This is a genomic window from Hyalangium sp., from assembly GCF_045802625.1.
In the GTDB taxonomy this organism is placed as follows: domain Bacteria; phylum Myxococcota; class Myxococcia; order Myxococcales; family Myxococcaceae; genus Hyalangium.
The window spans coordinates 1-12,414 of the sequence record NZ_JBJMQP010000022.1; the positions used below are offsets into that span (position 1 = coordinate 1).

At 67.4% G+C, this 12,414-nt stretch carries 8 protein-coding genes and 1 pseudogene; 4 read left to right on the forward strand and 5 right to left on the reverse strand.

Translation table 11 applies throughout. The features are described 5' to 3' along the window. The 4 genes and pseudogenes from ACJ8AT_RS03970 to ACJ8AT_RS03985 form a co-directional block, all read left to right on the forward strand. Positions 1-1,357, forward strand: a pseudogene (locus tag ACJ8AT_RS03970) (AAA family ATPase); the annotation flags it as partial. 18 nt (positions 1,358-1,375) lie between these two features. After that, on the forward strand, positions 1,376-2,407 hold the full coding sequence (locus tag ACJ8AT_RS03975; protein ID WP_407736197.1) for a hypothetical protein: 1,032 nt from the start codon (positions 1,376-1,378) through the stop codon (positions 2,405-2,407). Positions 2,408-2,472: 65 nt separating this feature from the next. Further along, complete coding sequence (locus ACJ8AT_RS03980; protein WP_407736198.1) at positions 2,473-4,530, forward strand: DUF4215 domain-containing protein; 2,058 nt, start codon at positions 2,473-2,475, stop codon at positions 4,528-4,530. Between the two features lie 172 nt (positions 4,531-4,702). Then, positions 4,703-6,088: a spondin domain-containing protein gene (locus ACJ8AT_RS03985; protein ID WP_407736199.1), complete on the forward strand. Its 1,386-nt coding sequence runs from the start codon at positions 4,703-4,705 to the stop codon at positions 6,086-6,088. A 71-nt stretch (positions 6,089-6,159) separates the two neighbouring features. Here the strand turns inward: ACJ8AT_RS03985 and ACJ8AT_RS03990 are convergent, their stop codons facing one another. The 5 genes from ACJ8AT_RS03990 to ACJ8AT_RS04010 form a co-directional block, all read right to left on the reverse strand. Beyond that, the gene (locus ACJ8AT_RS03990; protein WP_407736200.1) at positions 6,160-7,521 is read right to left on the reverse strand and encodes a hypothetical protein; all 1,362 of its coding nucleotides are present in this window, start codon (positions 7,519-7,521) and stop codon (positions 6,160-6,162) included. After that, positions 7,518-8,927, reverse strand: coding sequence for a DUF1501 domain-containing protein (locus tag ACJ8AT_RS03995; protein ID WP_407736201.1), 1,410 nt, complete (start codon positions 8,925-8,927; stop codon positions 7,518-7,520). The genes ACJ8AT_RS03990 and ACJ8AT_RS03995 overlap by 4 nt, the downstream gene beginning before the upstream one ends. Positions 8,928-8,945: 18 nt before the next feature. After that, entirely contained in the window at positions 8,946-10,745 is a 1,800-nt protein-coding gene (locus tag ACJ8AT_RS04000) for a hypothetical protein (protein WP_407736202.1), read from the reverse strand. A gap of 33 nt (positions 10,746-10,778) precedes the next feature. Further along, on the reverse strand, positions 10,779-11,477 hold the full coding sequence (locus tag ACJ8AT_RS04005) for a hypothetical protein (RefSeq protein ID WP_407736203.1): 699 nt from the start codon (positions 11,475-11,477) through the stop codon (positions 10,779-10,781). 132 nt (positions 11,478-11,609) lie between these two features. Beyond that, positions 11,610-12,392, reverse strand: a complete 783-nt coding sequence (locus ACJ8AT_RS04010; protein ID WP_407736204.1) for a hypothetical protein — start codon at positions 12,390-12,392, stop codon at positions 11,610-11,612. Positions 12,393-12,414 lie beyond the last annotated feature (22 nt).

Consider the following 12,414-nt stretch of genomic DNA (forward strand, 5'->3'; position numbering starts at 1 on the left):
CACCGCGCCCATGCGCGTCGTGCTCTCCATCCGCTCGGACTTCCTGGACCGGGTGCCCGAGGACGAGCGCTTCATGTCCGAGCTCAACCAGGGCCTGTTCTTCCTCACCGCGCCCAGCCGCGAGGGCCTGAGGGACGCGCTGGTGCAGCCCGCGGAGATGGCTGGCTACCGCTTCGAGACGCCCGCCATGGTGGACAGCATGCTCCAGCACCTGGAGTCCACCCAGGGCGCGCTGCCGCTGCTCCAGTTCGCCGCCACCCAGCTCTGGGAGCAGCGCGACATCGCGCACCGGCTGCTCACCTCACAGAGCTACGAGGCCATGGGCGGCATCGCCGGCGCGCTGGCCAGCCACGCCGACAGCGTCCTGGCCGAGCTGCCCTTCCAGGCCCGCGCGCTCGCGCGCTCCGTGTTCCTGCGGCTCGTGACTCCCGAGCGCACGCGCGCCATCGTCTCCATGGAGGAGCTGCGCGAGCTGACTCCGGAGGCCACGGAGATCCAGCGCCTCATTGATCACCTCGTCCAGGCGCGCCTGCTGGTGGTGCAGACCGGCGGTGGCTCCATGGGCGCCATGGTGGAGATCGTCCACGAGTCGCTCATCCATAGCTGGCCCACACTCCGGCGCTGGCTGGACGAGGGCCAGGAGGACGCGGCCTTCCTGGAGCAGCTGCGCAACGCGGCCCGGCAGTGGCAGACCAAGGGCCAGGACAGCGATCTGCTGTGGCGCGGCGAGGTGGTGGAGGAGGCGCAGCGCTTCAAGCGCCGCTACCACGGGGAGCTGCCCCAGGTGCAGCAGGACTTCCTCAAGGCCGTCTTCGCCCAGGCGGCCAAGGCCACGCGGCGCAGGCGGGCGCTGGTGGTGGGCTCCACGGTGTTCCTGGTGTTCCTGGTGGCCGCCTCCGCAGTGGCCCTGGTGGTCATCCGCAAGGCCCAGCAGGAGGCCGAGCGGCAGGCCGTGGCCGCTGTCAAGGCGGAGGCCGTGGCGCGCAACGCGGAGGCGGAGGCGCGCAAGGCGGAGGCCGAGGCCAAGGAGAACCTGACCCAGGCCCAGGCCAAGGAGCTGCAGCGCCAGGAGGCCCAGGCCAAGGCGGAGAAGGCCAAGGAGGAGCTGGCGACCGCATACGCCCAGGTACAGAACACGAACGACGAGCTCGTCCTCGCGCTCAAGCGGGCCAAGTACGCGCAGTGGCTCTCCAAGCAGTCCCAGAAGAGTGCCACCCAGAACGCGGAGGCGGCGCGTGTAGCCGAGGCCAAGGCCCTCTCCGCGGCCGACGCCCTCAAGAAGAAGCTGCAGGAAGAACGCGAGCGCATCCAGTTCCTGGAAGGGCAGCTCGGCACGTTCGCCACGGACCTCAAGTAAGGAACCGCCAGGATGGGGATGAACAGGATCACGATCAGTCTGACGCTAGTGGTGGTGCTCGGCATGCTCCGCGCCACGCCCGCAGCCGCGCAGCAGCCCGAGCTCGGCGTGGGAGCGGAGCGGCCCTGGGCCAAGGGCGTGCCGCAGGACAAGCAGGTGGCCGCTCTCGCGCTCTTCCGGGACGGCAACTTCCTGCTGAAGAACTCCCTCTTCCCAAAGGCCGTGGAGAAGTACCGCGAGGCCCTCAAGCTCTGGGATCACCCCGCCATCCACTACAACATGGCGCTGGCCCTGCTGAACCTCAACGAGCCGCTCGAGCTGCATGAGCACCTGGTGGCGGCCATGCGCTACGGCGAGGCGCCGCTCGATGCAGACAAGCTGGAGCGGGCCCGCACCTTCAAGACGCTCGTCGAGCAGCAACTCTCCCATGTGGAGATCACGTGCGACGCCCCAGGCGCCACGGTGATGCTGGACAACAAGGTGCTGTTCAAGGCGCCGGGGCGCTACGAAGGCTTCGTCGTCCCCGGCGAGCACACCTTCTCCGCGACACAGGAGGGCTACCCGCGTAATGACCGGAAGCGCACCCTGACTCCGGGCGAGAAGGTCACCCTCCCCTTCAAGCTCTACACCGATGAGGAGCTAACCCGGTACACCCGGCACTGGGATGCGTGGAAGTCCTGGGCGGTGCTGGGCGCGGGGGTGGCCGTGGCCGGTGGTGGTGCCCTGCTACACCTCCAAGCCCGGAACAGCTTCGACAGCTTCGATGCGGGAGTGCTGTCCTGCGGCGGCTGCATCCCTCCTCCCGATCTCTCCAGTAAGCGCACTCGCGGGGACACCCTGCAGAAGGTGGCCATGGGGAGCTACGCCGCGGGCGGAGCCGCGCTGCTCACAGCCATGGTCCTGCTGTACGTCAACCGCGCCCAGCCGTACCACATCTCGCCTGACGAGCTCGAGCAGGGGGCGAGCGCCACGCCCGGGCAGCAGGCGGTGAGCGTCATGCCCCTGGTGGGCAGCGGCGAGGGTGGGGTCCTGGCAACATTCCGTTTCTGAGGTGCCCGATGAGGCAAATTGCTACTTCTTTCCCTGGCCGTGGGGGCTTGTCCTCGTGGCTGCTCGTGCCTTGGGTCTTGCTGCTCTCCGCGTGCTTCGAGCCCAAGAGCGTGACGTGCCCCTCCGGGCTGGTCTGCCCCACGAGTCAGGCCTGCTCTGGGGATGGCACCCAGTGCATCCAGACCCCCTGCGGGGATGGGGTCGTCCAGGCCGATGAGTCCTGTGACGATGGCAACACCCGTGACGGAGACGGATGCAGTTCGGACTGCAAATCGAACGAGCGGTGCGGCAACAAGAAGATCGATCCCGGCGAGATCTGCGACGATGGGAACACGGTCTCGGGCGATGGATGCAGCGCGGACTGCAAGTCCTCCGAGAAGTGTGGAGATGGCTTTGTCGACCGCCCCGCTGGCGAGGTGTGCGACGACGGCAATAACAAAGACGGAGATGGCTGCAGCGCGAACTGCCGCTCCAACGAGTCGTGTGGCAACAACATCAAGGACACCGCCGCTGGCGAGGTGTGTGACGACGGCAACAAGCTCGACGGAGATGGGTGCAGCTCTGACTGCCGCTCGGGCGAGGGGTGTGGCAACGGCATCGTCGATCCTGGTGAGGAGTGCGACGACGGCAACACCGACAACAACGACGACTGCCTCAACACCTGCCACGTGGCCCGCTGTGGTGACCACTTTACGGACAAGCAGTTGCCCGTAACCGAGCCGTGCGATCCCTCGGACCCTATCCCGCAGGATCCTCCAGTCATCTGCAACCTCAACTGCACCCCGGCCGTCTGCGGCGACGGCATCGTGAACAAGCAGGCGGGAGAGGAGTGTGACAACGGCGGCGCTGTGCCTCCTCCCAACACCGCTACCTGCACCTCCACCTGCAAAATCAGCCGCTGCGGCGACGGCTTCACCAACCCAGCAGCGGGCGAGGAGTGCGATGACGCCAATACCAGCGACGGCGACGCCTGCCTCAACAACTGCAAGCTGAACACCTGCGGTGATGGCCACCTAAACAGCGCCACCGAGGCCTGCGACGACGGCAACACCGTCACCGAGGCCTCATGCCCCTATGGGATGCCGACGTGCAACGCCTGCGACCAGAACTGCGCGGTGATCAATCTCACCGGCAACTACTGCGGGGACATGAAAGTCACTGACGGCGAGGCCTGCGACAACGGCAACACGGACACCTCGGCTTCATGCCTCTATGGACAGACGTCCTGCCAGGTATGCCTCGGGAACTGCACGATCAAGCTGGACCTCACGGGGCAATACTGCGGAGACGGCATCAAGAACGGGCCCGCGGGCGTAGAAGTCTGTGACAACGGCTCGCTGAACGGAGCGGCCTTCTGTCCTTACGGCACCACGAGCTGCAAGCTCTGCTCAAACAACTGCCAGGCCGAGACGGACGGAACAGGCCCCTACTGTGGCGACGGAATGAAGAATGGGCCTGCGGGCGCCGAGGCCTGCGACGATGGAAACAACGTCACGGAGACTGCTTGCCCCTATGGCACCACCACGCCGTGCTCCGTGTGCTCTAAGGACTGCAAGACGCCCTCGACCTTCCCAGCCCGCTACTGTGGGAACGGCGTCGTCGATGCTCCTGATGAGCTCTGCGATGATGGCAACACCCTTGCCTGTGGCACCTGCGGTGCCTCGTGCAAGGAGGATCAGACGGCCACAAAGGCCACTGGGCTCATCACCCCTCCCCTGTCGGGAGGCGCCCTCAATGATGGAGATTTCTTCACGTTGAATGATGGGAACGTGTCGAGGATCTTCGAGTTCAGGTCGAGCGGCTCCGCAGCGCCTGGGCACGTGAAGGTCACCTACGCCAACAGCAACGATGCAGCAGCCCTTTCTGTGTCGATCGCCAATGCCATCAATGCCTCCGGCTTTGGAATCACCGCGACAGCCAATGGAGATGTGGTTGATCTGGCCAACGACCTGGTGGGAACCCAGGGGAACCAGACTGCCACCGAGAATGTCTCCACCAGCTTCTTCAAGATTGAAGGGATGTCCGGTGGATTGGGCCGGGACTGCCCCACGGGCATAGGGTGCAAGAGCAACAACGACTGCGCCCCGGGGCTATCGTGCAAGACCACCGGAAAGTGCGGATGACGCTCGGGCCGCCTGACTTCCCCGCCCCGGCTTGAGTCCTCTTTCCAGGCGGTTACGTGAGCCCCACGTTTTTTTCGTGAGGCGCGTGTAACCGCCTTTTTGCTCCTGCGTACAGAACCGCGAGTGGCCGCCGCCCTGGCGGCACTCCTCTTCCCCACTCAGGAGCCCTGTCATGATCAAGTTCCACGCTGGACGTGTATCCGCCCTCGTCGCCTCCGCGCTCGTCGCCACCGCCTGTGGCGGCGAGGACATGCAGACGCCCACCCAGACCGAGCCCACCACCCTCAAGGTGCGCCTGGAGAACGTCGCTCCCTTCACCCAGCTCAAGTCCGGCGTCTACAACACCCGCGTCGGCGGCACCGCGCCGGGCCCCCTGGCGCCGGGAGATGCCTTCGAGTTCTCCTTCACCGCGGGCAAGGGCCAGAAGCTCGCGTTCGCCTCCATGCTCGGCCAGTCCAATGACTGGGTGTTCGCCACCGCTCCGGGCGGCATGGACCTGTACCTCGAGAACGGCAACCCCATCTCCGGGGATGTCACCGCCAACGTCTCCCTCTGGGACGTCGGCACCGAGCTGAACGAGGAGCCCGCCGTCGGCCCCCACACCCTGCCCAACCAGGCCAGCTCCGTCGACGGGCCGGGCGCCGCGGATCCGGATCCCTCCGTGCGGAAGATCGGCTCGCAGACGACCCTGAGCAATGGCTCCACGTTCAACGTGCCGGCCGTGTCCTCGATGATCAAGGTCACCGTCACCCCGAACGCGGCCACCCGCCAGTTCACCGTCCGCATCCAGAACGTCTCCAGCGACACGTCCACGATGCAGACGTCCCAGGGCTACAAGCCCGTGCGCATCTCCCCGGGCGTGTGGACGCTGACCACCGGTGGCGAGCCCCTCTTCACCGCGGGCCAGAAGGATCGCGGCCAGGGCCTCGAGGCCCTCGCGGAGATGGGCCAGGTTACGGCGCTCGCGGACTCGCTCGCCAAGACCACTGGCACCGCCACCCCGGTGTCCCCCGGCGTCTACCTGGTGCACCAGGGCTCGGACACGCTGTTCCAGGTGGGCGTGCCGGACCCCAAGCAGGGCCTGGAGCGCATCGCCGAGTCCGGCAACATCACCCCGCTCTACGAGACGATGAAGGGCTGGCTGGCCTCCAATGCCCAGCTCGGCACCTTCACCACCCCCGAGGGCGCCACCAGCGCTGGCCCGGCGAAGCCCGGCAACGCCTACACCTTCGAGGTGAGCGCCCGCCCCGGTGACCGCCTCACCTTCGTGACGATGTACGGCATGTCCAACGACTGGTTCTTCGGCACCACGCCCGAGGGGATTGATCTCTTCGACGCGGCGGGCGAGCCCGTCACCGGCGACCTGAGCGCGAGCCTGCACCTGTACGACGCGGGCACCGAGCTGTCCGAGGAGCCGGCCATCGGCCCCAACACCGGTCCGCAGCAGAGCGACCCGGACATGGGCCTGGCGGACACGGACAACAAGATCCGCGAGGTCACCTCGGCCACCTACGCCACTCCGGTGGCGAGCCACCTCAAGCTGACCATCAGCCGCTGAGCGTGCCGCGGTGAGTGAGCGTGGGGGCCCGAGTGGCTCCCACGCTCATTTCATTTTCCGCCCTGCCCTCGTCAGTCGTTGAGCGCGCCGGCGAGGATCCAGGTCTGGATGCTGTCGAGCTGATCCTGCGGAAGCGTGCGGCTGCCGCTGTTGAGCGGATCCAGCGGCATGCGGCTGCCGGAGATGCTCCCGTCACCCGCGAGCTTGAGCCACAGGTAGCTCTTCTCCGGACGGCCCGGATCGATCAGCTTGAGGTTCGGGTTCTCCGAGGCGAAGTTCTGGAGGCGCGTCCAGGCTCCCGGCGAGAGCATGTCCAACCCCGCCTGAGGAGTGGAGCCACCATGGCAGCCGCCACAGCTCGACTGGAGGATGGGCCACACGCGATCGCTCCAGTGAACGCCCGCGCCCACCAGGCTCAGCGCCTCCGGGTTCGCGGTGTAGGGGCAGTTGGCGTAGTCGATGGGAGAGGACAGGTTCCACTGCGTGGCGTTCGGATCCAGCCCCTGGATGAAGCACATGAGCGCGAGCATGTCCGTCACGGACGGCGGCTGGTTGGCCAGCGGCATGCGGGTGCCCGGAATGGGATCGGCCTGCATGTGCCCGCGCAGGCGCGCCACCAGGTAGCTCTCCTCCGGGTTGCCCGGGTTGATCAGGGGCACGGACTTGCCCTGGCGCGCGCCGAAGGTGCCGTTGCGGTTCTGATCGCCCTGGATGATGCCCGCCGACTGCAGCGCCTCCACGTCTCCGGCCTGGTAGTCATGCACCTCGCCGTAGAGGTGGCGCCCGTCGTCCAGCACCCACCAGCGCGTGTTGAACTTGGCGAAGGACAGCGACTCCACGTTGCCCTGCGCGTTGATGAAGTTGCGCAGGAAGGTGCCCGCGCCCCAGTGGTACTTGAGCAGCTCCGGGGGCACCGGATCCCTCAGGTGCAGGTGGACACCGGCCGCGTCCGAGGGCGGCGTCTCGTCGTCCTTGTACTCCACATAGGCGCCGACGATGACCTCGTACCAGCCGATCTCGTTCTCCTTGAAGGCAGAGTCCTCGATCTTGAAGCGATCGCCGAGCCGCTCGCACCGATCGAACACGGAGGAGTAGGTGCCGGGCTGCAGGTTGCAGGGCGCGTTGATGACGCTCGCGAACGTGCCCGTGGTGTGCATGTCCGGGTATTCCTTCTGGTTGTGGCACACGCCGTTGGTGGGGCCACAGGTGCGAAGGATGACCTTGCGCTGCAGCTCCAGCCCGGTGGGCATGCTGGTCTGCGCCTCGAGCACGAACTTGTTCGAGCCCGTGTACGGCTGCACCGTCCCGGGCGAGCCCAGGGTGGGACGGTTGGGATCAAAGGGGATGGTCCCGGTGGGCTCCTTGTAGGCACCGGAACCGCCGCAGCCCAGCAGGAGCGCGGCGAGCATGAAGGCAGGCGTAGAGCGCATCATACGAAGAGATCCTGAATGGGGTTGTCCGCCGGGAAGACGGTGCTGAGGTCCGCGCCGAGCAGATCCATCATCGTCTTGAGCACGGAGCGGTAGGTGTAGACCGAGCCCAGGGCCTTCAAGTCCGAGGCGCGCGTCTCGCCGAGCCGTTTGCCGCCCTTGCCCGCCGCGTCGATGACTCCGCCCATCATCGGCATGGACATCCACCGGGTGGGCAGATCGCTGGAGTGATCGCTGCCACCGGCGGAGTTGAACTTGCTGCCGTTGGTGGTGCGGCCCATCTCGCTGCCGAGCACCACCAGCGTCTTGTCCCAGTAGGTGCCGCCCGTGGGGTGCTGCATCTTCTTGAGCGCCGTGCGCAGGCCGCTGATCAGCCGGTTGGCCTTCTCGATCTCGTCCGGGAGGCTGTCGTTCTCCTTGGAGTGGTAGTCGTAGAAGCCCTGGTTGAGGAACACCGCCGGCGAGCCGAAGTGGAACAGGCGCAGCGCGAGCACCATCTCGTGGCCGGTGGAGTCATCCCCGAACATCGTCACCAGATCCTTGTTGCTGATGCCGTCCACCAGCTCCGTCGAGGTGGCCTGCACCCGGAGGATCGGATCGCGGAAGATGCGGCCGTAGGCGCGCGTGGCCTCGCGCGAGCCTTGATAGGCCTCCACGCTGGAGCGCACCCCCTCGTGGAGCTTGTTGCGGAAGCGGGTGTCCAGGTTGGTCGCGATGCTCGCCGCCCAGTCCGGCAGGCTCGAGTCCGGATCGAACGCGAACCGCTCGAAGCCGCTGCCGTCCAGCACGGGCGGCCGGTAGCCGGCGTAGTTGCCCGCGCCCAGCGCCATGCCCGCCTCGCCCAGGCTGAAGGCCGGCAGGATGGTCCGGCCCTGGGCAGCCGCCATCGCCACCTTCTCGCGCAGGCCGTAGTTCAGGTACGTGAGGAAGCTGGTGGTGCCGCCCACGTAGCCGGTGAGGAAGCGCTCCAGCGCCGTGCCGTGGTTGCCGTCCGCACGCGCGGAGAACGGCTCATGGTCCACGCACGGCAGCACGCAGATCTCGTTGGAGAAGGCGGACACCGGCTTCATGCCGAGATCCACCAGGGGCGCTCCCGCGGTGCCCTCCAGCCAGCTGGCGCGATCCAGCAGCGCGCCCACGCCCCACTCGGTGCCGGGCGCACGCGCCGTGGAGCGGCCGAAGGGGTTGAACTCGTCCGCCACATCCCCGTTGAAGGCGGTGGTGAAGCGGAAGCCGCCGCCGAGGCGGAGGTAGATCAGGTGCTCCACGGTCCCGCTCGCGGGCGTCGCGGCGTAGGCGTTGCGCGGCAGCCACAGGGTCGGGAAGGCCGCGGCGGTGGCGGCGGCTCCCAGGCCCTTGAGCAACCCGCGGCGGCCGAACGTGACTGGCTTCTTCGTATCGTCGGACATGGGTAGGGGCTCCGTGACTCAGTAGAAGAGACGCTCCGCGCTGGTCAGCAGCGCGAAGCACAGCGGGCGGGCGAACTCCTCGGCCCGGCACTGGCCGGCCGCGCACTTGGCACCGGCATCCCGCGCCTCGGTGATCTCATCCCCGCTGGGCGGACGCCCCAGCAGCGTGCGGTACTGCTGCGTGGCGATCTGCTCGGCCATGTCCACCGTCAGCGCGCGGTTGGGATCCACCCCTTCCGGGAGCAGCTTCTCGATGGGGGCGCTCTTCACCTTCGGGTCCATCGAGGGGTTGCACAGGTCTCCCACGAACGCCAGCTGCGTGCCCGTGGTGAGGATGCTCACCACGTGGAAGCGCCCACCGACGACGTTCTCCGGACAGCCGCCCAGCGTGCGCGCCAGGTTCGAGTAGCTGTCGTCGATCTTGCCCTTGTCGTCGATGCGCCACCGCGAGGCCTGGAGCACCCGGTACGAGGCGATGCTGCCATTCTGCAGCAGGGTCTCCGGCTGGCTGATGCGGTGATCACACGCGGCGGTGGCGTAGCCGGCATTGCTGGCCACGGAGTCGATCCACACCTCGGCGTCCATCTGCTTGAGCGGCCCGTAGGTCCACCGGTACGTGGTGGGCGTGGTGCCAAACGAGGACTGCAGGTAGGCGATCGAGGTGAGCACCGCGTAGTGCACCGAGCGGATATCGCCCTGGTGATCCAGCAGGTACCGCACCAGCTCGGCGCGGACCTGGGGCACCTTCGGAGACAGCTCGTAGCCCAGGTACTGCTCGAGCACCTCGTCCACGGCGTGCTCCCAGAAGGGCACCTGCTGCGACAGCACGCGGCCCGGCGTCTCCAGCTCCGCCCACTCGTCCGGGCCGAGCAGCCCGTTCCACAGGGTCAGCTCGTTGATCTGCCGATCCATGGCGGCGCGCACGTCCGGGGTGAAGATCAGCTCGTGGTAGCCCCACAGCACGCTGGTGCACTCGCCCTTCTTCACCGGATCCACCGACTTGCCATCCTCGGCCAGACAGCGGAAACGGATGTACGCGTCCGGCATGCGCCCCAGCTGCGGGTGATCGTAGTAGCCCGACTGCCACAGCCCGTAGAGCCGGGACATGTCCGCGCGCTCGGCCTCGAAGGGCGGCCGGCCCAGGAAGAGGTGGAACAGCGCCTCCACCTTGTCTCCGGCGTCCGCGTGGCGGCGCGTGAGCACCGGGTGCGCGCTCACCACCGCGGCGAACTGATCGTACGCCACCTTGCCGCGGTAGAGCTTCTCCACCAGCCGATCCATGTCGTAGATGCTTTGGATGTTCACCACCTCGTTGCTGTAGAGGAACTTGTCCGCCGCGCGGCGCTGGTTGACGAGGATGAACTCCGGGCTGTCTATCAGCCGCTTCACCGTCTCGCCCCAGTTGCCGGTGCAGGTGGCTTCGGCCTCGTCCGCCGTGGGGACGCGGCCCAGCGTGTCCACGAAGAGCCGGCGGCAGGCCTCGGCGAACTGGATGGGCTTGTGGCTCAGGCCCACGCCCCACAGGCTGGTGCACAGCCCGCGGTTGATGGGGTTCTGTAGGCCCGCCGCGTTGCAGTACGCCACGCACTCGCCCTCACAGTCCGGCGGGCGGGTCGCATCCGGCGGCGAGGAGACCTGACGCGGCAGGGGCAGCAGATCATTGCCTCCCTCGAAGTTGCCCGAGGTGAGCGGATCGCCATTGCCCACCAGGCCGCCCGGGCCCACGGCGAGGTGTTCAGGATCAAAGGCAGGCTCGCCTGAGCAGGCGGCGCCCAACACGACCAAAGTGCTGAGGACCAGCGTGAGGGGACGGTTCATCCGCGACTCCCGTGGTGGGGGGTGGAACCCTCGTTAGAGGGCGAATTCGGCGCCGAGTGTGAGACCCAGGCGCAGACCGAAGGTGCTCCAGGCTTTGTTGAACTCGAGCCCTTTGACGTCCTGGCTCGTGGCGAACAGGTAGAGCTTCTCCAGCTGGCCAGACATATCCGCGCGCAAGAGCAGATGCTCGCCCATCCTCCGCCGCGCGCCCACGGAGATGCCGCCCAGCCAGCCCACGCGCGGCACGCTCCACACATTGACGCCTTGATCCTGGAGCCGGTGGATCTCGGCGGTGAACTCCTTGCCCGGCACCAGCAGCGCCAGTCCGCCGCGTGCGCCGAACACCGCCTCCGTCTTGTCGGCGATGGGCAGGCCGTACTCGCCGGTGACGAACGCCTCGTTGAGCAGGCCGAAGCCGAACACGTGATCGCCGCCCGAGCCGTAGTTGCCCAACAGGCGCACGCCTGCGCCCATGCGCGCGTGCTCGGAGATGGGCGCGGGCACGCTCAGGCTCAGCGTGGCCGCCAGGAAGTCGCTGGTGTTGTAGTCGAAGGACTCATCGCGGCGCGCACCATTGATGGTCTGATGGCCCGCCAACTGCGAGCTCTCGGTGAACAGCTCCAACCCCACGCCGATCCGCGTGTCCGCGGCCCGAGCGGGCACGGCCACCAGCAGCAGCAGCGCGGCGAGGGAGGGCTTCCAGGATTCTTGAAGAACGAGCAGGGAGCGCATGCGATCGGGCGTGAAGCCTAATCCAGAATGGCTGCGGCTCGGTGCCTGCTCGACCGCTTGTCCGAGGACGATAGAAAACTTCCACCACGCCGCAGCCGCTTCATTAGAGAGTCCACGGAGCGGCCGCGCCGATCAGGAAGTGGGCGCAGGTGGGCCTGCGAGGGCGGCGTTGTCCACGGCGGCGAGCAGGCTGGCAAGCGGCACCGGAGGAATGCTCATCAGCCGCGCCGCGAGCCAGGTGGAGAACTCGCCGATGTACCAGAGGGCCACGCCCGCCACGGCGGCAGCGGTGAGCCAGTGCAGCGGCGTGCCGGCGAAGACGACAGCGCCGACGATGGCGAGCGTGGCGGGGATGAACACCGTCCACTCGAGCCGCCGGCCTTGAATGCGCCGGACGAAGGTCACCACCATGGAGCGCGAGGCGAGCGCGAACTGCATCCGCATGGAGTCATGCGGAGGGATGGTGGAGCCGCGCTCGCGGAGGATGGACTCCACGCGCTCGGAGTGCCTGCGCCAGAGGGCCTCGGGCGAGCCGTTCAAGGTCTCCATCAGATAGAGGGACTCGGGGTGGTGGATGCGTGAGCGGCGGTACAGGCGCGCCAGCCCGCTGTGGTGGCTGGAGGTGTCGATGATGGTGCCGTCATGGAGCAAGGTGCGCAGCTCCGCGCGCGGCTTCTGGTTCTGATCGTGCTCCACGGTGAGGAAGGCGCGGCTGTCGGGGCTGCGCCAGACCTGGTGCACGGACCCGGAGGAACGGCCCATCCGGTAGAAGCCGACGGACTGGAACCCGAGCTTCTCGAAGGGCCCGGAGAGCTCGGGCACTTTGTTGACCCGGGCTCTCTCCTCCTCCCTCGCGCTCACATCCTGGACGTGGAAGACATCTCGGAGGATGGAGACGTACGGGGATTTGTCCATGGCCCCATCTTATGGGCGAACT

Bases quoted from the DNA above. Each gene is read 5' to 3' on its own strand.
- ACJ8AT_RS03975 (WP_407736197.1), top strand. From the start codon at position 1,376: ATGAACAGGATCACGATCAGTCTGACGCTAGTGGTGGTGCTCGGCATG.
- ACJ8AT_RS03985 (WP_407736199.1), top strand. From the start codon at position 4,703: ATGATCAAGTTCCACGCTGGACGTGTATCCGCCCTCGTCGCCTCCGCG.
- ACJ8AT_RS03990 (WP_407736200.1), bottom strand. From the start codon at position 7,521: ATGATGCGCTCTACGCCTGCCTTCATGCTCGCCGCGCTCCTGCTGGGC.
- ACJ8AT_RS03995 (WP_407736201.1), bottom strand. From the start codon at position 8,927: ATGTCCGACGATACGAAGAAGCCAGTCACGTTCGGCCGCCGCGGGTTG.
- ACJ8AT_RS04000 (WP_407736202.1), bottom strand. From the start codon at position 10,745: ATGAACCGTCCCCTCACGCTGGTCCTCAGCACTTTGGTCGTGTTGGGC.
- ACJ8AT_RS04005 (WP_407736203.1), bottom strand. From the start codon at position 11,477: ATGCGCTCCCTGCTCGTTCTTCAAGAATCCTGGAAGCCCTCCCTCGCC.
- ACJ8AT_RS04010 (WP_407736204.1), bottom strand. From the start codon at position 12,392: ATGGACAAATCCCCGTACGTCTCCATCCTCCGAGATGTCTTCCACGTC.